Raw genomic sequence first — 23,510 nt, forward strand, 5'->3', positions numbered from 1 at the left:
CTGTGTAATGAAAGAAATCACCGTCACTGAACCTGCCTTTGTCACCCACTTTTCCTGTTCTGGCTCGGCCTGCAGCGATCACTGTTGTAAGGGCTGGAAAATCACGCTGGATAAGACGACGGTCAAAAAGTATCTCGCCAGTAAAGACGCGACGATTCGTACCATCGCGCAAGATAATATTATTCTGCTGAAAAAGAACAACAGCCACTGGGGCGAAATTAAGCTGCCTTCGGCGCTGGGGAATTGTCCTTATCTGGATGAGGACCGTCTGTGCCGGGTATAAAAAACGTTAGGCGCAAAGGCATTAAGTCATACCTGTTCCTCTTTCCCGCGGGCGCACCATACCTATAAAAATGAGGTACATAACTCCCTGAGTCTTGCCTGCCCGGAGGTAACGTCGCGTATTTTAAACGATCCTGACGCGATGGCGCTCGGCGAAAAAAAAATCATTCAGCAGACATTCAATACTGCGCCGTTATTTCCAGCGCAGCAAAAGTTACTCAATCTGTTTTGCCTGAGTCTGATCAACCATGCCAACAGCAGTACGGAAGCTGCGCTCTATGCGTTGATTAAATTTGTCATGTATGCACAGAAATTTGCCAAAATTGATGATGTGGCGCTGGGCGAACTGGAACAGGTGTATGCCGCGTTACTTGAGCAGTTGCAGACCGGCGTGTTGGCGCAGGAGTTGATGAATATCGCGCCGGATAGCAAGGTAAAAACCTCGCTGGTATTGCAGATGCAGAACTATTTCCGCTCGCTCCCGCTTAATCGTGGCAGTGTTATCCTCGATCACTACATCCAGTGCCTTCTGCGGGTGCTGACGGCGGAAGAGGGCGTTTCAATGGAGCAGAAGGTTAGCGATATTGAGTCCTCATTAGCGCGCTGTTTACAGGCGGATGAGCAGCAGAAGAATTGGGCCTTCAGAAATTTAATTCTCTATAAAATTTGGGAAAATAATTTCCCCAACCAGCCGAATGTCGACCCGTTACGCGCGCTGTATATTATCGTGGCGGAATATGCCTTTATTAAGCTATTAACGGCAGCCAGCGTGCATGAGCGCGGGCGGCTTGAGTGGGATGACGTTACCAATATTGTGTATAGTTTTCACTCCCGCAGCCAGCATAACAGCGAGGTGGCGAAGAATTTTCATCGCCATATAGAAACGGTGCGTACTGGCGACGATCTGTCGATGATTCATCTTCTGACATAGTTTTGTTCGGGGTGGGCTTTTGCGCATCCCGTTTATCCTATCTGGCTGATTTTATTCTGCTCTTTGAGCCGCTAAAAAGGTGCTACAGGTTACATAAGTGAAATAACCCTTCTTTTATAGCCTTATTCCTTCGATAGAACCCTCTGTAGAAACGGATAATCATGCCGATAACTCATTTAACGCAGGGCTGTTTATCGTGAATTCACTGTATACCGCTGAAGGTGTAATGGATAAACACTCGCTGTGGCAGCGTTATGTACCGCTGGTGCGTCACGAAGCATTGCGCCTGCAGGTGCGATTGCCGGCGAGCGTGGAACTGGACGATCTGCTACAAGCGGGCGGCATCGGGTTATTAAATGCGGTCGACCGATATGACGCTTTGCAAGGAACGGCATTTACCACTTACGCAGTGCAGCGTATTCGTGGGGCGATGCTGGATGAATTACGCAGCCGCGATTGGGTGCCGCGTAGCGTCCGGCGTAATGCCCGCGAAGTGGCGCAGGCGATGGGACAACTGGAGCAGGAACTGGGGCGTAATGCGACGGAAACCGAAGTGGCGGAACGTCTTGGCATTCCTGTTGCGGAGTATCGTCAGATGTTGCTCGATACCAACAACAGCCAACTTTTCTCTTACGATGAGTGGCGGGAAGAGCATGGCGATAGCATCGAACTGGTGACTGAAGAACATCAACAGGAAAACCCGTTACATCAACTGCTGGAGGGCGACCTGCGACAGCGGGTAATGGACGCGATTGAATCGCTGCCGGAACGCGAGCAACTGGTGTTAACGCTGTATTACCAGGAAGAGCTCAACCTCAAAGAGATTGGCGCGGTACTGGAAGTTGGCGAATCGCGGGTCAGCCAGTTGCATAGTCAGGCCATCAAACGATTACGCACCAAACTGGGTAAGTTATAGGTCGCGCATGATCGCACCCGAAAAGTGCCGCACAACGTATAGACTACCAGGAGTTCTCATGACGGTGCAGCAACCTAAAAGGCGGCCCTTGAGCCGCTATCTTAAAGACTTTAAACACAGCCAGACGCATTGCGCGCATTGTCACAAACTGCTCGACCGCATTACGCTGGTTCGCCGTGGCAAGATCGTTAATAAAATCGCTATTTCACAGCTGGATATGCTACTTGACGACGCTGCCTGGCAGCGGGAGCAGAAGGAGTGGGTGGCGCTGTGTCGCTTTTGCGGCGATTTGCACTGCAAAAAGCAGAGTGATTTTTTCGATATTATCGGTTTCAAACAGTATTTGTTTGAACAAACCGAGATGAGTCATGGCACGGTGCGGGAATATGTCGTGCGTTTACGACGTCTTGGCAATTACCTCAGCGAGCAAAACATTTCCCACGATCTGCTGCAGGACGTTTTTCTCGATGAAAGCCTGGCGCCATGGTTGCCGGAAACCAGCACCAATAATTACCGTATCGCACTACGTAAATACCAGCAATATAAAGCGCATCAGCAGATTGCGCCCAGACAGAAATCCCCCTTTACCGCCAGTTCTGATATATATTAAAAAAGCATAAGATGTAGCAGAGTCGTGTTGGTGAAACGTGGCAAACCTTCTACATTAGGCTGAGTCCCCCAAAGGTTCGCGAGACGTGACGATGCGCCATGGCGGGACACAGTCTATGGTCATTAACGGCAATATTCGGGGTTACTATGAAATTAGCACTGCTGGGACGTCAGGCACTGATGGGAGTAATGGCTGTAGCGCTGGTGGCGGGAATGAGCGCGAAGAGCTTTGCCGATGAGGGTTTGCTGAACAAAGTTAAAGAACGCGGCACGCTGCTGGTAGGGCTGGAAGGTACCTATCCGCCGTTTAGCTTTCAGGGCGACGACGGCAAATTAACCGGTTTTGAAGTCGATTTCGCCGAGGCGTTGGCAAAACATCTGGGCGTTAAAGCGTCGTTGAAGCCGACCAAATGGGACGGAATGCTGGCGTCACTGGACTCTAAACGCATTGATGTAGTGATAAACCAGGTCACGATTTCAGACGTCCGCAAGAAAAAATATGATTTCTCTACGCCTTATACTGTCTCCGGCGTTCAGGCGCTGGTGAAAAAAGGCAATGAAGGCACGATCAAAACGGCGGCCGATCTGCAGGGCAAAAAAGTCGGCGTTGGGCTGGGGACTAACTATGAAGAATGGCTACGTCAACATGTTCAGGGCGTGGATATCCGTACTTATGACGATGATCCTACAAAATATCAGGATCTGCGCGTAGGCCGTATTGACGCGATTTTAGTCGATCGTCTGGCGGCGCTGGATCTGGTGAAAAAAACCAAAGGTACGCTGGCCGTCACCGGTGATGCGTTTTCGCGTCAGGAGTCCGGCGTTGCGTTACGTAAAGGCAACGAAGACTTGTTGAAGGCGGTAGATAACGCCATTGCGGAAATGCAAAAAGATGGCACCTTAAAAGCGCTTTCCGAAAAATGGTTTGGCGCTGACGTGACCCAATAATGCTCTACGTTGCCCGGCAGGCAGTGCGCCGCCGGGCAATATCAACCTCATACTATGTCAGCAAACGGAGGCGCGTGAATCGGCGCCTTTTTTATTTCCGTTAGATCAACGTGCATAATAAAAAGAACACACCACAACGTTACCGGAGGCTCAATGCCACTACATCACTTAACGCGCTTTCCTCGCCTGGAGCTTATTGGCGCGCCGACCCCGCTCGAATACCTGCCGCGATTGTCTGATTATCTTGGCCGTGAGATTTACATTAAGCGCGATGACGTTACGCCCATTGCAATGGGCGGCAATAAACTGCGTAAGCTGGAGTTTCTGGTGGCCGACGCGCTGCGAGAAGGGGCGGATACGCTGATAACCGCAGGGGCGATTCAGTCGAACCATGTCCGTCAGACGGCGGCGGTCGCGGCCAAATTGGGGCTGCATTGCGTCGCTTTGCTGGAAAATCCAATCGGTACCACCGCGGAAAATTACCTGACGAATGGTAATCGCCTGTTACTGGATTTATTTAATACGCAAATTGAGATGTGCGATGCGCTAACCGATCCGGATGCGCAGCTGCAAACGCTGGCGACGCGCATTGAAGCGCAAGGGTTCAGGCCCTATGTGATTCCGGTCGGCGGCTCCAGCGCGCTGGGGGCAATGGGATACGTAGAGAGCGCCCTGGAAATCGCCCAGCAGTGTGAAGAAGTTGTCGGGCTCTCTTCGGTTGTGGTGGCCTCCGGCAGCGCCGGAACGCACGCCGGGTTAGCTGTCGGGCTGGAACATCTGATGCCGGATGTCGAACTGATTGGCGTGACCGTTTCACGTTCTGTCGCCGAGCAGAAACCCAAAGTGATTGCCTTGCAGCAGGCTATTGCCGGTCAGCTGGCGCTGACGGCGACGGCGGATATTCATTTATGGGATGACTATTTTGCCCCGGGTTACGGCGTGCCAAATGACGCGGGGATGGAGGCGGTGAAACTGCTGGCGAGCCTGGAGGGAGTGCTGCTGGATCCGGTATATACCGGTAAAGCGATGGCGGGTCTGATAGACGGCATCAGCCAGAAACGCTTTAACGATGACGGGCCGATTCTCTTTATTCACACCGGTGGGGCACCTGCGCTGTTTGCCTACCATCCTCATGTATAACCTCCAGGTAATCAACGCGAATGCAAGAAAGTATCCAACTGGTTATTGAATCGCTGCCGTATTTGCTTAAAGGCGCCGTCTTTACCCTGCAACTGAGTATTGGCGGTATGTTTTTTGGTCTGCTGCTGGGATTTGTGCTGGCGCTGATGCGGATGTCTCCGCTATGGCCGGTTCGCTGGCTGGCGCGCTTTTATATCTCGATTTTTCGCGGTACGCCGCTTATCGCCCAGTTATTTATGATCTATTACGGCCTGCCGCAATTTGGGATTGAGCTGGACCCTATCCCGGCGGCGATGATTGGTTTATCGCTCAATACCGCGGCTTACACGTCCGAGACGCTGCGCGCGGCGATCTCGGCTATCGACAAGGGACAATGGGAAGCGGCGGCGAGCATTGGCATGACGCCGTGGCAAACGCTACGTCGCGCTATTTTGCCGCAGGCGGCTCGCGTCGCGCTTCCGCCGTTGAGCAACAGCTTTATCAGCCTGGTGAAAGATACGTCGCTCGCCGCGACGATTCAGGTGCCGGAGTTGTTCCGCCAGGCGCAGTTAATTACCTCGCGAACGCTGGAGGTGTTTACCATGTATCTGGCCGCGTCGTTAATCTACTGGGTAATGGCGACCGTCTTATCGGCACTGCAAAACTATTTTGAAAACCAGCTTAACCGCCAGGAGAGAGAGCCAAAATGAGTGCTATCGAAGTCACCAACCTGGTCAAAAAATTTCATGGTCAAACGGTGCTGCACGGTATCGACCTTGAGGTGAAGCCCGGAGAAGTCGTCGCCATTATCGGCCCGAGCGGCTCAGGGAAGACAACGTTATTACGCTGCATTAACCTGCTGGAACAACCGGAAGCGGGTACCATTAAAGTGGGCGATATTATCATCGATACCGCCCGCCCATTCAGCCAGCAAAAAGGGTTGATTCGCCAGCTACGTCAGCATGTCGGCTTTGTCTTTCAGAGTTTTAACCTGTTCCCGCATCGTACCGTGCTGGAAAATATCATTGAAGGTCCGGTGATTGTAAAGGGAGAGCCGAAAGCCGAGGCGACGGCGCTGGCGCGGGAACTGTTAGCCAAAGTCGGGTTGGCCGGTAAAGAGACCCGTTATCCGCGCCGCCTGTCGGGCGGGCAACAGCAGCGCGTGGCGATTGCGCGCGCGCTGGCGATGCGCCCGGAAGTGATTCTGTTTGATGAGCCCACGTCGGCGCTTGATCCTGAATTAGTCGGCGAGGTGCTTAATACGATTCGCCAGCTGGCGCAGGAAAAGCGCACGATGGTGATCGTCACTCACGAAATGGGCTTTGCGCGTGACGTGGCTGACCGGGCAATATTTATGGATCAGGGGCAAATCGTTGAGCAGGGGCCGGCGAAAACCTTGTTCGCCGATCCTCAGCATCCGCGTACCCGCCAGTTCCTTGAGAAATTTTTAGTGAAATAATGCCTTTTCAACGCTCGCCCGAATTAGCCGCGCCTTGGGCGAGCGCAATGAATAATTATGAAGTCATTCTGCCAGATTATTAACCTCGCTCTCAGGCGGAAGCCAAAAGTGTAATGCCGCTCAAGTATTCTACGTTTCGTCCGATATTTCTTATATATAAACACTATTTATGTGTTAATTTAAGTCATTCATAATAATGATTATCAATATCAAAGGCGTGGCAATAAAATATGCAGGAAAATGATTTCTTCACCTGGCGACGCGCAATGTTGTTACGCTTTCAGGAGATGGCGGCAGCAGAGGATGTTTATACTGAATTGCAATATCAGACACAGCGGCTGGAATTTGATTATTATGCCCTGTGTGTTCGTCATCCCGTCCCCTTTACCCGGCCTAAAATATCGCTTCGTACCACTTATCCTCCGGCGTGGGTAACGCATTATCAGTCCGAAAACTATTTTGCGATCGATCCGGTATTAAAGCCGGAAAATTTCAGGCAAGGTCATTTACATTGGGATGACGTGCTATTTCATGAAGCGCAGGCGATGTGGGATGCCGCCCAGCGTTTCGGATTACGCAGAGGCGTAACCCAGTGTGTGATGTTGCCGAACCGGGCGCTGGGCTTTTTATCTTTCTCCCGTAGCAGTTTACGCTGCTCCTCGTTTACCTACGATGAAGTGGAGCTGAGGTTGCAACTGCTGGCGCGGGAGAGTCTTTCGGCGCTGACAAGATTTGAAGACGACATGGTGATGGCGCCTGAGATGCGTTTCAGTAAACGTGAGAAAGAGATTCTGAAGTGGACGGCGGAAGGGAAGACCTCATCGGAGATCGCCATTATTCTGTCGATTTCTGAAAATACCGTTAACTTCCATCAGAAAAACATGCAGAAGAAATTCAATGCGCCAAATAAAACACAGATTGCCTGCTACGCTGCGGCGACAGGTCTGATATGACGTGCTGACGATGCTTCGCACCAGACGCGAAACCGGCTGAAAGCGATGCTAACAGCCGGTTTTTTACTACTGGCGGTAAGCCTGTTTAATTTGCTTAACCGTACTGGAAAATACCGCCGCTTGTGCTTCATCATCCATCTGCGCGATCTGTTTTTCCATTTTAAGAATCACGCGCCCTGCATCGGCCTGGCCCATCGCCTGCAGCATCAGCGTTAACATGGCTTTCAGGCAGTTGACTTCAGTAGCCAGTTCTTGATTATTCTCAGCGGTGGAAAAATCAGGCGTACTCATTTATTTTCCTCGTTATGTTTCAGTGAAAATGTGCGATAGCAGATGTTAAGGCGGCGGAGTATACCATAAGCTACGCTAAAAATAGCAGTGGTTGTTTTTTGATCAAAAAGCGGAGGGGTTACCCACAAAATAAACGTTGCCGCGTGATGCATATATTTTCTTCATTCTTTGTTTATTACGCGTATTTTACTCGTTAATTATTGTTACAAAGTTGATTCCCTAATTAGTGTTTAGACAGCGGAACGTGAAATTTTTGTCACCATTATGAAATAGCAGCCCGGGGCAGCGCTGTCAGAAGGGGCTACAACGTTGGCAGTTGCCACACGACGTACAACATAATTTCCAAAAACGAGAACAAAATCGAATACCCGGTGTTTTTTTACGTTTCAAAGTTGAGATAAAACCAGCTAATATAAGGGCGATTAACTATCAGTAGCGTTATCCCTATTCTGGAGATATTCCTTTGATCAACGTTCTTCTTGTTGATGACCACGAACTGGTGCGCGCAGGGATACGACGCATTCTTGAAGATATAAAGGGCATTAAAGTTGTCGGTGAAGCGTGCTGCGGAGAGGATGCGGTAAAATGGTGCCGTACTAACGCCGTTGACGTCGTGCTGATGGATATGAACATGCCCGGTATTGGCGGCCTTGAGGCGACGCGTAAAATTGCCCGCTCGACAGCGGATATCAAAGTGATCATGCTGACCGTCCATACGGAAAACCCGTTGCCCGCCAAAGTGATGCAGGCTGGCGCAGCTGGCTATCTCAGCAAAGGCGCTGCGCCTCAGGAGGTGGTGAGCGCTATTCGTTCGGTGTATTCCGGACAACGTTATATCGCCTCCGATATCGCTCAGCAGATGGCGCTCAGTCAGATCGAGCCTGCAAAAACGGAAACGCCGTTCGCCAGTTTGTCTGAACGCGAGTTGCAGATTATGCTGATGATCACCAAGGGTCAGAAGGTCAATGAGATTTCAGAACAGCTGAATCTCAGTCCTAAAACGGTGAACAGCTATCGCTATCGTATGTTCAGTAAATTAAACATTCATGGTGATGTTGAGCTGACTCACCTGGCAATCCGCCATGGCCTGTGTAATGCGGAGACGTTAACAAGCCAGTGAGTGAAATATTTGACGCAAAGGCGTTTTTGAAAACCGTTACCAGCCAACCCGGTGTCTATCGTATGTATGACGCCGGCGGTACGGTTATTTATGTCGGTAAAGCAAAAGACCTGAAAAAGCGTCTTTCCAGCTACTTTCGCAGCAACCTGGCTTCGCGTAAAACCGAAGCGCTAGTTGCGCAAATTCAACACATTGATGTCACGGTAACGCATACCGAAACGGAAGCGCTGCTGCTTGAGCATAATTACATCAAGTTGTATCAACCGCGTTACAACGTGTTGTTGCGTGATGATAAATCCTATCCTTTTATTTTTCTGAGCGGCGATACCCATCCGCGTCTGGCGATGCACCGTGGCGCCAAACATGCGAAAGGCGAGTACTTCGGCCCATTTCCTAATGGCTATGCCGTGCGGGAAACGCTGGCGCTGTTACAGAAAATTTTCCCTATCCGCCAGTGCGAAAACAGCGTGTATCGCAACCGCTCGCGTCCTTGCCTGCAATACCAGATTGGCCGCTGCTTAGGCCCCTGCGTTGCAGGACTGGTCAGCGAGGAGGAGTATGCGCAACAGGTGGAGTATGTCCGGTTGTTTTTGTCCGGCAAGGACGACCAGGTCTTAACACAGCTGATTGCCCGGATGGAAAAGGCCAGCCAGGATCTGGCATTTGAAGAGGCGGCGCGTATTCGCGATCAGATCCAGGCGGTACGCCGGGTCACGGAGAGACAGTTTGTCTCCAATGCGGGCGACGATCTCGACGTGATCGGTGTGGCTTTTGATGCGGGTATGGCCTGTGTGCATGTGTTGTTTATTCGCCAGGGTAAGGTGCTGGGCAGCCGCAGCTATTTTCCAAAAGTGCCTGGCGGTACGGAACTGGGCGAAGTGGTGGAAACCTTTGTCGGGCAGTTTTACCTGCAGGGTAGCCAGATGCGCACGCTACCGGGCGAGATACTGCTCGATTTTAATCTGAGTGATAAAACGCTGCTGGCCGACTCGTTGTCGGAACTTGCCGGACGGCGTATTCATGTCCAGACAAAACCGCGTGGCGATCGCGCCCGTTATCTCAAGCTGGCGCGGACCAACGCGGCAACGGCCTTAATCACTAAACTTTCGCAGCAGTCCACCATCACGCAGCGTTTGACCGCGCTGGCGGCGGTATTAAAACTTCCTGCGATCAAGCGGATGGAATGTTTTGACATCAGCCATACCATGGGGGAGCAAACGGTCGCATCCTGTGTGGTATTTGACGCTAACGGGCCGTTACGCGCCGAGTATCGTCGTTATAATATCGCGGGTATCACGCCGGGTGATGACTACGCGGCGATGAATCAGGTGCTACGTCGGCGTTATGGCAAGGCTATAGAAGAAAGTAAGATTCCGGATGTTATTCTGATCGACGGCGGAAAAGGGCAGCTCGCCCAGGCGAAAGCCGTTTTTGCTGAGCTGGATGTCCCCTGGGATAAGCATCGCCCTTTGCTGCTTGGCGTCGCCAAAGGCGCGGACAGAAAGGCCGGTCTGGAAACACTCTTTTTTGAACCGGAAGGCGAGGGGTTTAGCCTGCCGCCGGACTCGCCGGCGCTACATGTTATTCAGCATATTCGCGATGAGTCGCACGATCACGCGATCGGCGGGCACCGTAAAAAACGCGCGAAGGTTAAAAATACCAGTACGCTGGAAACTATTGAAGGCGTTGGGCCTAAACGTCGCCAGATGCTGCTGAAATATATGGGCGGTTTGCAAGGACTACGTAACGCCAGCGTAGAAGAAATTGCAAAAGTGCCGGGTATTTCGCAAGGTCTGGCAGAAAAGATCTTCTGGTCGTTGAAACATTGAGGCCACTGTAGCAACATAGGGGTAATTTCACTGACAACAGATAGTTACCCGTCACTATGCAATTTAATATCCCTACGTTGCTCACGCTGTTTCGCGTCATCCTGATTCCATTCTTTGTCGTGGTGTTTTATTTGCCGTTCGCCTGGGCGCCGATGGTCAGCGCGCTGATTTTCTGTATTGCCGCGATTACCGACTGGTTTGACGGCTTTCTGGCGCGACGCTGGAACCAGAGTACGCGTTTCGGCGCTTTCCTCGACCCCGTCGCCGACAAGGTGCTGGTGGCGATCGCCATGGTGCTGGTCACCGAGCATTATCATAGCTGGTGGGTGACGTTACCTGCGGCGACGATGATAGCCCGCGAAATTATTATCTCTGCTCTGCGTGAATGGATGGCGGAGCTGGGCAAACGCAGTAGTGTAGCGGTCTCCTGGATCGGTAAAGTCAAAACTACCGCGCAGATGGTGGCGCTGGCGTGGCTCTTGTGGCGTCCGAATATCTGGGTAGAGTATGCCGGGATCGCGCTTTTCTTTGTCGCAGCGGTGCTAACATTGTGGTCCATGTTGCAATATTTGAGCGCTGCACGTGGAGATTTGCTTGATCAGTGATCGTTTCGCCGCAAATTTCAGCAAACGATCGTGAGTGACGAAAAATATCGTTGACTCAGTGCGTCAGGTAAGTAGAATGCAACGCATCGAACGGCAGCACTGATTGCCAGACGATAACAAAATCAAGTGATTAACAAAGTTGCTTGATACTGCGGGAATAGCTCAGTTGGTAGAGCACGACCTTGCCAAGGTCGGGGTCGCGAGTTCGAGTCTCGTTTCCCGCTCCAGTTTGAAAGCATTGGCGTAAAGCGGATGCTGGCTGAAAGGCCAAAAAATTTGGCGCGTTAACAAAGCGGTTATGTAGCGGATTGCAAATCCGTCTAGTCCGGTTCGACTCCGGAACGCGCCTCCAATTTTTCCCGAGCCCGGATGGTGGAATCGGTAGACACAAGGGATTTAAAATCCCTCGGCGTTCGCGCTGTGCGGGTTCAAGTCCCGCTCCGGGTACCATGGGAAAGACAAGAATAATCAAAGCAATAAGCAGTGTCGTGAAACCACCTACGGGTGGTTTTTTTGTGCCTTCAGTTTGTATGCCGACCGCGAGCGTGAACTCTCCAGTGCGATATACAGTAAAAAACATCGGTAGCGGCATTTCTGCCAGTACAACAGTTATGTGCTACCGACCCGCAAGAACTTATGCCTGGTAAATACTAAACGTCGGGTAAATCAGCCGATAAAATCCATTAATCTCTATAAAAAATGCTGATATGTTTTATGCCTGCTTTATTAAAGAGAGTAGGTCTGCCAGTGAAATATACCGATAATGCAAAATTATTTATTAGCTTCATTAATATTGGGATTGTAGGTTGCGCTTTTTTACTTTTTTTTATTTTGTATGAGCCTGAGAGTGCAATCGTAACCTACTCTCTTCCAGGAGAGCCTTCCTCTTCAACATGTGATGCGCGTAATTTTATTGGCTACGTCGATGAAAACGACTTTGCAGAGTATATAAAAAAAGTAGAACTGACGCGCTACAATATGTATTGTCTGAAAAAAACAGGGGCGGGCCAGTGGAGTATTTATGCAAATTAAACGAGTATATAACTGTTCAGGGGGGGGTCTGCACAATTTAATTAAAGGTAGATAGCGAACTAATATTCATCACTAGGTAATGTGATCCGCTTCATGCTTTAATCACGTTTTGCAATATTGTCTTAATAACAGGTCAACTACAGATAATTTCGGGTTTTCGTGAATGGCGGTTTTGGTCAGTCTCTATATTATGCTTTCCCCGCTTTACGGAGATGATGATGCAAAAGAAAACCTGGGCCGTTTTATTGATACCATTGTGCCTCACCTCTTGCCACCAGACGACCTACCGATCAACAGCCAAAGATGAAATTGTCGCAGGGAGCTATATTGACCCGACAAAAACACGCTTTCCGTTAGCGGATTATTCACAGTCGGTTGATAAATGGATACCTCCGGACTCGGCTGATTACACTATTCCGGTTATTGATAGTGCTACCCAACAGCGCTACTTTCACGCACTAAAATCTCATTATTTCGGAATGGACAGTGAAGCGCACTCGCCGTGGAATGGTTTTTATATTACCGCATTGCTGAAAAAAAATGCAGCACAGGCCCGGGATGCCAGTATTAAGCAGTTTCTTAGCGACGGCAGTGCTTATTGGGGGGAAAACTTCAGACTTTATACCTCTCGCTGGAAAGAGGAGGTTAGAGGGAATACGGATACGCAGATTGACAATATCTATCATGCCTCCCGGCGAGGCATTATGGTCAGAGAAAGTTTAGTCAGAGCGCTGCCAACGGACGACCCGCTCTTTAACGATCCCCGTCAGGCAGGCGAGGGGTATCCGTTTGATAATTTACAAATGTCTTCGCTGCGTCCCGGTACGCCGGTCTATACGCTGACGAAGAGCAAAGACCAACGCTGGCAATATGTCGTTTCACCAGCGGTAACTGGCTGGGTTCATAGTGAAGATATTGCCAGTACGGATCAGAAATTTATAACACAGTGGGTTTTGCTTGCTCATAAGCAACTGGGGGCATTTATCAACGCGCCGGTTTCTGTCCATGTCGCAGGCGTCTATTATTTCACCGGGCGACCGGGCACTATTTTACCGTTCCGACATCAACGGGCGGGCCAGTTCCTGATTGCGGCGCCAGTTCGCGGCAGCAACGGTCGCGCGTTTATCCATTGGGTCTGGCTAAGCGGTAACGAGTTTACGGCTATGCCGTGGAAAATGACGCCGGAAAATATCGCCGTGCTAATGAAAGCAATGCACGGCGCCCCCTACGGTTGGGGAAATTTTAACTTTTATAATGATTGTTCAGCCGAAGTCCGCAGCCTGTTAATGCCGTTTGGCATATTCCTGCCCAGACATTCATCCGCGCAGGTAGAGGCTGCTGGACGGGTGGTCGATCTTAGTCATAAAAGTCCCCAAATGCGGATCGATTATCTCACCAGATACGGAAAACCGTTTACTACGCTGGTCTATATTCCAGGGCATATTATGCTGTATATCGGTAACACAACCATGAATGGGCAGGTCGTGCCGATGACTTATCAGAATATCTGGGGATTGCGCCCAAACCATGCTAATAGCCGGAGCATTATCGGTGAGGCGGTATTTTTGCCGTTACTGCGTTTTTATCCTGAAAATCCTGAGCTGATATCACTGGCTGGTAAGGTTCTGTTTAAGCTTGGTTATATAGAATAGGTTGACAAACTGTGTTATCGCGGAAGACATGATTAAGGCAACCGTGCGCGTGGATATAAAGAGAGTATCCCTGTAAACTGTGTCTGAAAAAAGTATGCGCTATAGTGCGGGCTGTTTATTTGAAATACTATCTGGAGCTGATTCTGGAGCTGATTCTGGAGCTGATTCTGGAGCTGATTCTGGAGCTGATTCTGGATGTGATTATGTGCCTCACACATTGAAGTGAGAGTTATTGTTGGCGGTATCTGGCTGGAGGCTGGGTGGTAAAAAGACGTAATTTATTGCATTTTAATAACGGTGCCCGGTCAGAGCGCGATCTTGGGGATCTGGTCACTAAAGTTTTTGAGAAAGCGGCGAAAAAAGAACCGCAACCGCTATACACATTTAGCCTGCCGTTGCTGAGTGTGCAGGATGAGATCCGTGTTTACTGTAAGAAAAAAAATATCAAAATAGGGTACGATACGCTGTTTATGGAAATAACCTTTTCTGCTGACAGAGAAGCGGTAGACGAACTCATTAAACACTTTTTTACTGAAAATAAGCTCTATTTGAGAGGGCGGTTTTATCTGTCCGCGGCGGTGGTATAAGTTAGCATGAGTATAATATAGCGAGAAACCCATCTCTCGCTTTTGTGTGGGGCGAGCGCTTCCTGGCGGAAAATCTGCGCCCTGATCCTCCTTTTGTGCGTTAACTTCCGGAATCCTCCTCATTTCGTGTTAATCTGGCCCCTGATGGTTGCCATCCAACTGCCTGCAAAAAAATTATTTTTATCCGCTGCAATGTAAGAGGCCTACAGGCGGAAGTCATCACTGAGGAAAAGCGTTATGAAAATGGAACCATTAAACGAGAACGAGCTGGAATGGCTGGATGATGTGCTGACGAAATACAATACCGATCAGGCCATTTTGGATGTCGCGGAGCTGGACGGTCTGATTACTGCGGTACTAAGTTCTCCGCGTCCCATCGACCCGGAACAGTGGCTGGTCGCGATATGGGGGGGACCCGCGTACGTACCGCGCTGGACATCTGAAAAAGAAATGACGCGATTTATGGATCTGGTGTTCCAGCACATGGCGGACACAGCCGCCCGGCTTGAAGACTATCCAGAACAGTTCGAGCCGCTGTTTGGCCTGCGAGAAGTTGATGGCCATGAATTAACGATTGTTGAAGAATGGTGCTTTGGTTACATGCGCGGAGTGTCGCTGTCCGACTGGTCTGACTTGCCGGATACGCTAAAACCGGCGCTGGAAGCGATTGCCTTACACGGCACGGAAGAAAACTTTGCGCTGTTGGATAAAATGAGCCCGGAAGCGTTCGATAAAAGCGTTGACGCTATCCGTATCGCGGCGCTTGAGCTGCATGCCTGGTGGATGGCGCATCCGCACACGACGCCGCTACAGATGCCGATAAAAGCAGAGGTGAAAGTGGGGCGTAACGATCCTTGTCCATGCGGGAGCGGCAAAAAATTTAAGCAGTGCTGCCTGCATTAATGGCTCGTAAACGGCCATAGCGTGATGATTATCGAGCCTGGACGGCGTCCGGGCCCGGTAATCTTTGCCTGGCGTTAACCTGGATCGGGCAGGAACCCCAGTGCGATCGAAAACTGGACGCCAATCACGACAATGCCGCAGATAAACACCAGCGCCAGCGCTGGCGTGCCGCCTGCCACACGATATCCCGCCTGAGGGCTCTGTTTACGGCATTGCCAGACCAGCATGGCAGGGATGAGTAGTGCCAGCACTGCCAGCGCTACGCCGGCATAGCCTAATGCCATCACAAATCCACGTGGGTAGAAAAGCGCAAACGCCAGCGGCGGCAGAAAGGTAATCAGCCCGGTTTGCAGGCGTCCGGACACCGTACTGCGGCGCTGGAATAGATCGGCCAGGTAATCAAATAATCCTAGCGCTACGCCCAGAAAAGAGGTCGCCAGCGCCAGATCGGCGAACAGGTGGACCGCCAGTTCGACATGTGGCGAAGCGACCACTTCTCTGAGCGCCTGCAGCAGGCCATTTAACCCGGCATGGCTGGCCAGTAGCACTCTGAATGTCGGCGAGTCGATACTTCCCAGCGTGGCGAGCTGCCAAAAAATATAGGCCACTAGCGGAATGGCGCTACCCGTCATAAAGACCCAACGCAGCCGGCGAATGTTGCCGTTCATATAACTCACAATACTCGGTACGCTTCCGTGAAAACCAAACGAGGTGAAAATGACCGGTATGGCGGACAATGCCAGCCCCTGCTGTAAAGGAAGCGTAAGAAGATTTACTTTATGAATATGTGGCGTGAGCAACGCAAGCATGATGACCAGAAAAATGATCTTTGCGCTAAACAGGAAGCGGTTAAAAAGGTCGACCAGCGAGGTGCCCACACACACCACCCCACCGGCAACAAAGGTGAACAGCAGCACCCCGGCAGCGGGCGAGAGCGTGGCGCCAAGCCAGTTATTAATACTGGATGCCAGTAATTCTCCGGCTCCGGAAATGTAGGCGGCGGTGAGCGCATACATTAAGAACATCATACTGAATCCCGTAAGCCACTGTCCGTAACGTCCAAGATAGCGTTTTGCCAACGAGCCCAGTCCGGTATCCGCCGGAACGTGTTGATATACCTCCAGTAATAGTAGCGCGGTATAACACATCAGCGCCCACAGGCCAATCAACAATCCCAGCGTGACGCTGAAACCAACGCCAGCCGCTGCCAGCGGCATTGCCAGCATCCCGGCGCCGATAGTGGTGCCTGCCACGATAAAAATACTGCCCAGAGTTCTGTTTTTCACGCTTTCTACTACCCCGGTAACAAAGAACGGTGATATCCGCGGCGCAGGGTAAGGCATTACGCTATTTTCGTCAAATGGTCGTTACAATTGGTGTACTGTAAAGTTTACAGTTTCGGGCATAAAAGCGAATATGAGAGGAGACGCGGACAACCGCCGCAAACCTGCGCTAGCGCAAAGTCGCTCGCACAAGGACACATTAGGCTACGAGTTTTATTCAGGAGGGGTTATGGATTCCATTCACGGTCACGAAGTACTCAACATGATGATTGAGTCTGGCGAGCAGTACACGCATACCTCGCTGGAGGCGGCAATAAAAGCGCGCTTTGGCGAGCGGGCACGATTTCACACCTGTTCAGCGTCAGATATGACGGCGGCGGAACTGGTCGCGTTTCTGGCGGCGAAAGGAAAGTTTATTGCGGTGGAGGACGGTTTTTCAACGCATGAGAGTAAAATCTGCCGCCATTAATACGCCACGGTGAGAGCGCGTCTCACCGTGTAAGGACGTGCTGGATTAATTTTGCGTATCCAGGGTGGAGAGTTCTTTATCAATGAAATAAAGCCCTTCGCCGCTTTTTCCCGCCAGCGTTAATTTATCAATAATAGATTTGAACAGTTTTTCTTCTTCATGCTGTTCTGCCACATACCACTGCAAGAAATTAAATGTCGGATAATCCTGGCTGGTCATTGCGGCATGAGCCAGTTCATTAATTTTTTGCGTAATAAGCTGCTCATGCTCATAGGTCGCGCGGAACAGTTCATCCAGTGAGGTGTACTCAGCGAAGGGCGAAGAAACGCTATTAATGCGCGGCAGGCTTCCGGTATCGGTAAGGTAGTCAAACAGGCGCTGCATATGCGTCATCTCTTCTTGCGCATGGCGACGAAGAAATGCGGCCGCGCCTTCAAAACTGTGATAGCTACACCACGCGCTCATTTGTTGATAGAGCAGGGAGGAGTACAACTCCAGATTCATTTGCTCATTCAGTTTGTCGATCATTTCTGTTTTCAGCATGGTTCCGCTCCACAAATAGCAAAAGATATACGGTAATGTGGCGCCACTATAATTTGTTATTTTATTATTTGCAAAAGGTAAAATATTAAATTTAATTATTAAAAATACGAATGGGAATAAAACGCATTAACGCCAGTGTATAGGGTATAAAAATAAAGGAAAGCCAGCACCTTCATGCTGGCAATAGCGACCTTGCACTCTCCTCCATTGTACATGGTGTCGGCGTTAAGCCAGCCGCCTTAATAATAAAGCGGCATGATTTGCGGGACGGCAACGCCCCGGCACTGCCAGGAGAGGGTAAATCGGGTGTTCAGACACAACGAGCCCGCATAAATGCTACAGGTTCCTACCGGCTGACCAAACGAAACGGCATCGGCATAGCCCATCTGCTGGCATTCGCGTGTTGCGGTCCCGTGAGATACATAGTCATCTGTCCGTGAAGTAAAAAATAGCGGCTGGTTATACGTCAAGCGCACGATGCCGCTTATCGGGCTGGCTTCGCTGACCTGCGCTTGTCGAGTAATGGTGCATCCCGTCAGGGCTAGCAGTGAAAGAGTAAAAATAAGAGGCTTCATAAAATCGCTCCGACAGTTCGGTATCAGACCATGCTACCTCGTGTCTTGCACCGTCAATGGCTGGAATAACTTACGGATTCGCCTTGATTAAAGGTAACGGCAGGGGGTTTACAGCGGGAACAGAAAATGTGTGAGCGTCTCTTCATTTAATGAAACTTGGTTTCATTAAATTTGAATGCGTGTTCTTAAGTGTGTAGTGTGGGCAAAACGTCATGATTTACGCAGACGCGACCGTCTGCATTCAGGAGGAACACGATGAAAATTGCACTGATGATGGAAAATAGCCAGGCCAGCAAAAATGCCATCATTTATAACGAACTTAGCGCCGTCGCCAATGAAAAGGGATTTCCCGTTTTTAACGTTGGCATGTGCGACGAAAATGACCATCACCTGACGTACATTCATTTAGGCATCATGGCGAGTATTCTGCTTAATGCAAACGCGGTTGATTTTGTGGTTACTGGCTGTGGCACCGGTCAGGGCGCGCTGATGTCGTTAAATATTCATCCAGGTGTCATTTGTGGCTATTGCATCGATCCGGCAGATGCTTTTCTGTTTGCGCAGATCAACAACGGCAATGCGTTGTCCCTGCCATTTGCGAAAGGCTTTGGCTGGGGCGCTGAGCTGAACGTGCGTTTCATCTTTGAAAAAGCGTTTACCGGGCGTAAAGGCGAGGGGTATCCGCCTGAGCGCAAAGCGCCGCAGGTACGCAATGCGGGCATTTTGAACCAGGTTAAGGCCGCGGTCGTCAAAGAGAATTATCTGGATACACTACGGGCTATCGATCCTGAACTGGTTAAAACGGCGGTTTCAGGGCCGCGTTTCCAGCAATGTTTGTTTGAAAACGGCCAGAATAAAGAAATAGAAGCGTTTGTACGTGAGATGCTGGGGTAATGCCCGGACAAGACAGAGACGTTTCGCGCCTGTCGGCTGGCATGATGTGCCGATAATACGCCAGTAGCGACAGGCACCACCTCTGGCAAACAGATCAGAAACGGTGTAGGCCGGATAAGCTGCTTCGCGTTGCTATCCGGCTAATAACGTCTCAATATTGTCGCTCGGGGTGCCGCTATCAGTGATGCTGATAGGTCACGACGTTAAGGAGATGCTGATCGGTTTGCGCCAGGCATAGCCCTGCTCGTTTAGCGCTGCGAACTTCTTCGAGAATAGTTTGTAAAAGTACGCCATCCTGCTGCTGCTCTTTTTCCAGGGTATGGAGAAAATCGAGCGTTGAGGCATCATTCAGCGCTTTCGCTTCATCTGCCAGACGCGACAGCGTGCTGGCGCGTTGCTGATAATCCTCCAGGGTTTTCTGGAGCAATTCTTCCAGAGAGCAGAGCTCTTCACCCGGAACGTCAATGGCTTTAACGATAGGGGTGGCGCCGGCGTTTTTCATAAAATTAAACATGCGCATCATTTGCGTCACGTTGCCTTGCGCCTGGGTACGAAGAAAGGTGGCGGTGCCTGTTAAACTGTGTTCAGAACACCATTCGCTTAGATGGAGGTAAAGATTTGATGCGTAAAACTCAAGGTTCATTGGCGTGTTGAGCTTTTGAACCATTCCTACAGCTGCCATAACAATATCCTTATTTCCAGAAAGTGTTGATGTGCATGACAGACGAGAATGCAACGGGCCGTTGTCACATTCTTACCTCTATGCACAATAAATACTCTTAGCAGAAGAACTCCGTTCCGCCAGTCCCTTATGCGATCTCATTTCCTGTTTATCGATCGGTAATGAGAATAGCGCGTCAATAAAAATAAGAAAATCCTTAAATGCAATTGTTTATCTTTTTTTACATTTTCAGCGGTGTGATTTTTTCAGGTGTAATGATTTTGGATGAGGAGCAGTTGCAACCATTTGAAAGTTAAATGATATTATATAGATTTGTAATTTATGAAACATTGTTTCAGATCATGGGTTAAGCCTTTCAAGTATGTTAATTTCAATAAAATAAAACATTAGTCAGTCTGGATATCACACGCATAAACGGTTGAGAGCAAATATGCCTGTTTTTATAAACTAGCCGATTTTGCGGTAGATCATTTTTAATGTCATTAATCATACGAGCACGTTATTCGGTTAAGCGCAGTTTTGATGGGTGACTCGTTAACAAGGAGCAGTCAATGAAAAAGGTCGCGGTGCTGTTGGCGCCAGGATTTGAAGAAGCAGAGGCCATTGTTACTCTTGATATTCTGCGACGTTTGCATATCGACGTCGAAACGCTGGCGTGTGCTGAATCACGGGCGGTGGTGAGTTACCATGATATTCCTATGGTTGCGGACAGCACGCTGAGTGAACGCCAGCAGGCGCTTTTTGATGCGGTAGTGCTGCCGGGCGGTCCGCAGGGGAGCGCTAATCTGGCGGCTAATCCGGCGGTGATCGCTTTCGTTGCGCGTCATGATGCGGCAGGGAAATTTATTTGTCCTATCTGTTCCGCGGCGGCAAGGGTGCTGGGTGCTCACGGATTGCTGAAGGGGCGTCGTTATGTCTGTTCCGGCGACCTGTGGAAAGCGGTTCCGGAAGGTGTCTATGTGGATGCGCCCGTTGTTGAAGATGGTAATTTAATTAGCGGCAAAGGCTTGGGTCATGTCTTTGATTTCGCGCTAACCCTTTCCGCCAGACTGCTGGGAGACGATGCGCCGGTTCGCGAACAGGCTGAACATATCTATTATCCCTGGTAATCGTTATTCACCCAGGGCCGTAAGGATTAGCTGGCTGATGTTATGGATTAATGTGCTGGCTTTCCTGCCTTTTGGCTGATGAATTCGCTCTGGGTTATGTCATGGTGGCTAATGACTTCCCTGGGTTATGAGTTAATCGTTATTTCTGCGTGTGTCTTAGGGGGGGATTCCTGAAAGGCGGCCTCGGAAAAGTCTCATATGTGGTGGCGAGCGTACTGATATCAGGAACGGTGGAGAATGCGATGAACCTGCTCAACATTTCACCTTTTGCACAGTACGTGGTTCGCGGCTGAATCCTTCTGGCAGCAGTTATCTTCGACCATTATAAGCAAAAAGCGAAGCGTACGATTTGATGAATTAACACTCAACTAAACAGTATAGCTTCACGTCATCGCCAGCCGCTACCCCGGCTGGCGATGGCCTTTCTAAATGGCGAGCAGCGTCACACTGTCTATACTTACATGACTAATGAGACCGTTTGTGAGTCTCAATATGATGATAAGGAGGAGACCAGGGTGGCAGAACCGTTAACCGTATCCCCCGAACTCACTGCGAACTATGCGTATTTTTTTGACCTTGATGGCACATTGGCAGAGATAAAGCCTCATCCCGATCAGGTAGTGGTACCGCATAAAATCCTTCAGTTGTTAGACCGTCTCGCGGCGCACAACGCAGGGGCACTGGCATTGATTTCAGGGCGTTCAATGACTGAGCTGGATGCTTTGGCGAAGCCTTTTTGCTTTCCGCTCGCTGGCGTTCACGGAGCAGAGCGTCGTGACATCAATGGTAAAACCCATATCGTGCGCCTTCCTGAAGCGGTAGTCCGTGAGGTGGAGGCGTTATTACGTTCGACGCTTGTAGCGCTGCCCGGAACGGAGCTGGAGACGAAGGGGATGGCGTTTGCGCTGCACTACCGTCAGGCTCCGGAACATGAAGCGGCGCTGTTGGCGCTTGCGCAACACGTTACGCAGCACTGGCCGCAACTGGCGTTGCAGCCTGGTAAATGTGTTGTGGAAATCAAACCTAAGGGAACCAATAAAGGCGAAGCGATTGCCGCCTTTATGCAGGAAGCGCCCTTTGCGGGACGGATTCCCGTTTTTGTGGGCGACGATTTGACCGATGAGGCTGGCTTTGGCGTGGTGAATCACGCTGGCGGAATTTCCGTAAAAGTGGGCGTCGGGGCAACCCAGGCGGCATGGCGGCTGGAAAGCGTACCCGATGTCTGGCGCTGGCTGGAACAAATCAATTATCCACAACAAGAACAACAAGTAATGAATAACAGGAGAGATGGCTATGAGTCGTTTAGTCGTAGTATCTAATCGAATTGCCCCCCCGGATAATAAAGGCGGCGCCGGCGGCCTCGCCGTTGGCGTGCTTGGCGCGCTAAAAGCGGCTGGCGGGTTGTGGTTCGGCTGGAGTGGCGAGACAGGTAACGAGGATGAGCCATTAAAAAAGGTGACAAAAGGTAATATTACCTGGGCATCGTTTAACCTGAGCGAACAAGATTACGAAGATTATTACTGTCAATTTTCCAATGCGGTTCTCTGGCCTGCGTTCCACTATCGTCTGGACCTGGTACAGTTTCAGCGTCCTGCATGGGAAGGCTATATGCGGGTGAATGCGCTATTAGCGGATAAGTTATTGCCCCTCATTAAAGAGAACGACATCATTTGGGTGCATGACTACCACCTGTTACCGTTCGCCAGCGAGCTGCGTAAACGCGGCGTGAACAACCGAATTGGTTTTTTCCTGCATATTCCATTCCCGACCCCGGAGATTTTTAACGCTTTACCGCCGCATGATGAACTGCTGGAGCAGTTGTGTGACTTTGATCTGCTAGGGTTCCAGACCGAAAATGATCGCCTGGCTTTTCTGGATAGCCTTTCGAGTCAAACGCGAGTCACGACTCGCAGTGGCAAGCAGCATATCGCGTGGGGTAAAGACTTCCAGACAGAAGTGTATCCTATCGGTATTGAGCCCGATGAGATTGCTCTGCAGGCTGCCGGGCCGTTGCCGCCTAAACTGGCGCAGCTCAAGGCGGAACTGAAAAATGTGAAGAATATTTTTTCCGTCGAGCGGCTGGATTATTCGAAAGGGCTGCCGGAACGTTTTCTGGCGTATGAAGCGCTACTGGAAAACTATCCGCAGCATCGGGGAAAAATTCGTTATACCCAAATTGCGCCTACGTCACGCGGCGAAGTACAGGCATATCAGGATATTCGCCACCAGCTTGAGACGGAAGCAGGCCGGATTAATGGGAAATATGGACAATTGGGCTGGACGCCGCTCTATTATCTGAATCAGCATTTCGACCGTAAACTGTTAATGAAGATATTCCGTTATTCAGACGTCGGGCTCGTCACCCCGTTGCGTGACGGGATGAACCTGGTGGCGAAAGAGTTTGTCGCCGCGCAGGACCCCGCTAATCCTGGCGTACTGGTACTGTCACAGTTTGCCGGCGCGGCGAATGAACTGACGTCGGCGTTAATCGTCAATCCTTACGATCGGGATGACGTGGCGGCGGCGCTCAATCGCGCGTTAACGATGCCCCTTGCCGAGCGTATTTCGCGCCATGCGGAAATGCTGGACGTGATCGTTAAAAATGACATTAACCGCTGGCAGGAACGTTTTATTCATGACCTAAAAGAGGTCACGCCGCGTAGCCCTGAGCGTCAGCAGCAGAACAACGTGGCGACGTTCCCTAAGCTGGCCTGAAATA

General features: G+C 50.4%; 25 protein-coding genes, 3 tRNA genes and 2 pseudogenes. 24 read left to right on the forward strand and 6 right to left on the reverse strand.

The window, feature by feature from the left end; translation table 11 throughout:
• Positions 1–7: 7 nt before the first annotated feature.
• From fliB to sdiA, 8 genes and pseudogenes are all read left to right on the forward strand, one after another.
• Positions 8–1,213 (forward strand): annotated as a pseudogene (fliB, locus tag ACLJNW_RS01805) (flagellin lysine-N-methylase).
• A 196-nt stretch (positions 1,214–1,409) separates the two neighbouring features.
• Positions 1,410–2,129: an RNA polymerase sigma factor FliA gene (locus ACLJNW_RS01810; RefSeq protein ID WP_001087453.1), complete on the forward strand. Its 720-nt coding sequence runs from the start codon at positions 1,410–1,412 to the stop codon at positions 2,127–2,129.
• A 58-nt stretch (positions 2,130–2,187) separates the two neighbouring features.
• Positions 2,188–2,739 carry a flagella biosynthesis regulatory protein FliZ gene (gene fliZ, locus ACLJNW_RS01815; protein WP_023204633.1) on the forward strand — a complete coding sequence of 184 codons (552 nt, stop codon included), beginning with the start codon at positions 2,188–2,190 and terminating at the stop codon, positions 2,737–2,739.
• 146 nt (positions 2,740–2,885) lie between these two features.
• Entirely contained in the window at positions 2,886–3,686 is an 801-nt protein-coding gene (gene tcyJ / locus ACLJNW_RS01820) for a cystine ABC transporter substrate-binding protein (protein WP_000761628.1), read from the forward strand.
• Between the two features lie 153 nt (positions 3,687–3,839).
• A complete protein-coding gene (gene dcyD, locus ACLJNW_RS01825) occupies positions 3,840–4,826 on the forward strand; it encodes a D-cysteine desulfhydrase (protein WP_001128188.1) in 987 nt (328 codons plus the stop codon).
• Between the two features lie 20 nt (positions 4,827–4,846).
• Positions 4,847–5,515 (forward strand): cystine ABC transporter permease, encoded by a 669-nt coding sequence (gene tcyL, locus ACLJNW_RS01830; RefSeq protein WP_001158238.1) that lies wholly within the window; start codon positions 4,847–4,849, stop codon positions 5,513–5,515.
• The gene (tcyN, locus tag ACLJNW_RS01835) at positions 5,512–6,264 is read left to right on the forward strand and encodes an L-cystine ABC transporter ATP-binding protein TcyN (protein WP_001273033.1); all 753 of its coding nucleotides are present in this window, start codon (positions 5,512–5,514) and stop codon (positions 6,262–6,264) included. The genes tcyL and tcyN overlap by 4 nt, the downstream gene beginning before the upstream one ends.
• A gap of 230 nt (positions 6,265–6,494) precedes the next feature.
• Positions 6,495–7,217: a transcriptional regulator SdiA gene (gene sdiA, locus ACLJNW_RS01840; RefSeq protein WP_001157167.1), complete on the forward strand. Its 723-nt coding sequence runs from the start codon at positions 6,495–6,497 to the stop codon at positions 7,215–7,217.
• 66 nt (positions 7,218–7,283) lie between these two features.
• Here the strand turns inward: sdiA and ACLJNW_RS01845 are convergent, their stop codons facing one another.
• Positions 7,284–7,508 carry a DUF2594 family protein gene (locus ACLJNW_RS01845; protein ID WP_000106483.1) on the reverse strand — a complete coding sequence of 75 codons (225 nt, stop codon included), beginning with the start codon at positions 7,506–7,508 and terminating at the stop codon, positions 7,284–7,286.
• Positions 7,505–7,660, reverse strand: coding sequence for a hypothetical protein (locus tag ACLJNW_RS01850; RefSeq protein ID WP_000546186.1), 156 nt, complete (start codon positions 7,658–7,660; stop codon positions 7,505–7,507). The genes ACLJNW_RS01845 and ACLJNW_RS01850 overlap by 4 nt, the downstream gene beginning before the upstream one ends.
• A gap of 311 nt (positions 7,661–7,971) precedes the next feature.
• Here ACLJNW_RS01850 and uvrY point away from each other — a divergent pair, with 311 nt between their 5' ends.
• The 10 genes from uvrY to ACLJNW_RS01900 all read left to right on the forward strand — a co-directional run bounded on the left by uvrY (position 7,972) and on the right by ACLJNW_RS01900 (position 15,236).
• Entirely contained in the window at positions 7,972–8,628 is a 657-nt protein-coding gene (gene uvrY, locus ACLJNW_RS01855; RefSeq protein ID WP_000611323.1) for a UvrY/SirA/GacA family response regulator transcription factor, read from the forward strand.
• On the forward strand, positions 8,625–10,457 hold the full coding sequence (gene uvrC, locus ACLJNW_RS01860) for an excinuclease ABC subunit UvrC (protein WP_001289468.1): 1,833 nt from the start codon (positions 8,625–8,627) through the stop codon (positions 10,455–10,457). The genes uvrY and uvrC overlap by 4 nt, the downstream gene beginning before the upstream one ends.
• 56 nt (positions 10,458–10,513) lie before the next feature.
• Positions 10,514–11,062 carry a CDP-diacylglycerol--glycerol-3-phosphate 3-phosphatidyltransferase gene (gene pgsA / locus ACLJNW_RS01865; protein WP_001160192.1) on the forward strand — a complete coding sequence of 183 codons (549 nt, stop codon included), beginning with the start codon at positions 10,514–10,516 and terminating at the stop codon, positions 11,060–11,062.
• Positions 11,063–11,213: 151 nt separating this feature from the next.
• A tRNA-Gly gene (locus tag ACLJNW_RS01870) sits at positions 11,214–11,289 on the forward strand.
• A gap of 51 nt (positions 11,290–11,340) precedes the next feature.
• A tRNA-Cys gene (locus ACLJNW_RS01875) sits at positions 11,341–11,414 on the forward strand.
• An 11-nt stretch (positions 11,415–11,425) separates the two neighbouring features.
• Positions 11,426–11,512 (forward strand) — tRNA-Leu (locus tag ACLJNW_RS01880).
• 249 nt (positions 11,513–11,761) lie between these two features.
• Positions 11,762–12,094 carry a hypothetical protein gene (locus ACLJNW_RS01885; protein ID WP_023209714.1) on the forward strand — a complete coding sequence of 111 codons (333 nt, stop codon included), beginning with the start codon at positions 11,762–11,764 and terminating at the stop codon, positions 12,092–12,094.
• A gap of 212 nt (positions 12,095–12,306) precedes the next feature.
• Complete coding sequence (locus tag ACLJNW_RS01890; RefSeq protein WP_077910363.1) at positions 12,307–13,746, forward strand: SH3 domain-containing C40 family peptidase; 1,440 nt, start codon at positions 12,307–12,309, stop codon at positions 13,744–13,746.
• Positions 13,747–14,006: 260 nt separating this feature from the next.
• Positions 14,007–14,333: a glucose-6-phosphate dehydrogenase gene (locus ACLJNW_RS01895; protein WP_000240837.1), complete on the forward strand. Its 327-nt coding sequence runs from the start codon at positions 14,007–14,009 to the stop codon at positions 14,331–14,333.
• 237 nt (positions 14,334–14,570) lie between these two features.
• Complete coding sequence (locus ACLJNW_RS01900; protein ID WP_000781520.1) at positions 14,571–15,236, forward strand: YecA family protein; 666 nt, start codon at positions 14,571–14,573, stop codon at positions 15,234–15,236.
• Positions 15,237–15,310: 74 nt separating this feature from the next.
• Here ACLJNW_RS01900 and tyrP read toward each other — a convergent pair whose 3' ends face one another.
• Entirely contained in the window at positions 15,311–16,522 is a 1,212-nt protein-coding gene (tyrP, locus tag ACLJNW_RS01905; protein ID WP_023204702.1) for a tyrosine transporter TyrP, read from the reverse strand.
• Between the two features lie 226 nt (positions 16,523–16,748).
• Here tyrP and ACLJNW_RS01910 point away from each other — a divergent pair, with 226 nt between their 5' ends.
• The gene (locus ACLJNW_RS01910) at positions 16,749–16,988 is read left to right on the forward strand and encodes a YecH family metal-binding protein (RefSeq protein ID WP_000377238.1); all 240 of its coding nucleotides are present in this window, start codon (positions 16,749–16,751) and stop codon (positions 16,986–16,988) included.
• Between the two features lie 45 nt (positions 16,989–17,033).
• Here ACLJNW_RS01910 and ftnA read toward each other — a convergent pair whose 3' ends face one another.
• Both ftnA and ACLJNW_RS01920 read right to left on the reverse strand, forming a co-directional pair.
• Positions 17,034–17,531 (reverse strand): non-heme ferritin, encoded by a 498-nt coding sequence (ftnA, locus tag ACLJNW_RS01915; protein ID WP_000920615.1) that lies wholly within the window; start codon positions 17,529–17,531, stop codon positions 17,034–17,036.
• A 239-nt stretch (positions 17,532–17,770) separates the two neighbouring features.
• Entirely contained in the window at positions 17,771–18,106 is a 336-nt protein-coding gene (locus tag ACLJNW_RS01920) for a YecR-like lipofamily protein (protein ID WP_000803229.1), read from the reverse strand.
• Positions 18,107–18,361: 255 nt separating this feature from the next.
• Between ACLJNW_RS01920 and ACLJNW_RS01925 the strand changes: the two genes are divergently transcribed.
• Complete coding sequence (locus ACLJNW_RS01925) at positions 18,362–19,000, forward strand: RpiB/LacA/LacB family sugar-phosphate isomerase (protein WP_000684804.1); 639 nt, start codon at positions 18,362–18,364, stop codon at positions 18,998–19,000.
• Between the two features lie 178 nt (positions 19,001–19,178).
• Here the strand turns inward: ACLJNW_RS01925 and ACLJNW_RS01930 are convergent, their stop codons facing one another.
• The gene (locus tag ACLJNW_RS01930) at positions 19,179–19,682 is read right to left on the reverse strand and encodes a non-heme ferritin-like protein (RefSeq protein ID WP_023204700.1); all 504 of its coding nucleotides are present in this window, start codon (positions 19,680–19,682) and stop codon (positions 19,179–19,181) included.
• A gap of 551 nt (positions 19,683–20,233) precedes the next feature.
• Here ACLJNW_RS01930 and ACLJNW_RS01935 point away from each other — a divergent pair.
• The 4 genes and pseudogenes from ACLJNW_RS01935 to otsA all read left to right on the forward strand — a co-directional run bounded on the left by ACLJNW_RS01935 (position 20,234) and on the right by otsA (position 23,506).
• Entirely contained in the window at positions 20,234–20,791 is a 558-nt protein-coding gene (locus tag ACLJNW_RS01935) for a DJ-1/PfpI family protein (protein WP_000754796.1), read from the forward strand.
• Positions 20,792–20,902: 111 nt separating this feature from the next.
• Positions 20,903–21,084 (forward strand): annotated as a pseudogene (gene araH / locus ACLJNW_RS01940) (L-arabinose ABC transporter permease AraH); the annotation flags it as partial.
• 222 nt (positions 21,085–21,306) lie between these two features.
• A complete protein-coding gene (otsB, locus tag ACLJNW_RS01945; protein WP_000830106.1) occupies positions 21,307–22,110 on the forward strand; it encodes a trehalose-phosphatase in 804 nt (267 codons plus the stop codon).
• On the forward strand, positions 22,085–23,506 hold the full coding sequence (otsA, locus tag ACLJNW_RS01950) for an alpha,alpha-trehalose-phosphate synthase (RefSeq protein ID WP_000089042.1): 1,422 nt from the start codon (positions 22,085–22,087) through the stop codon (positions 23,504–23,506). Before otsB ends, otsA begins: the two co-directional genes overlap by 26 nt.
• The last annotated feature ends 4 nt before the right edge of the window (positions 23,507–23,510 follow it).

The organism is Salmonella sp. SAL4457 (assembly GCF_046548235.1).
Taxonomy (GTDB): domain Bacteria; phylum Pseudomonadota; class Gammaproteobacteria; order Enterobacterales; family Enterobacteriaceae; genus Salmonella; species Salmonella enterica.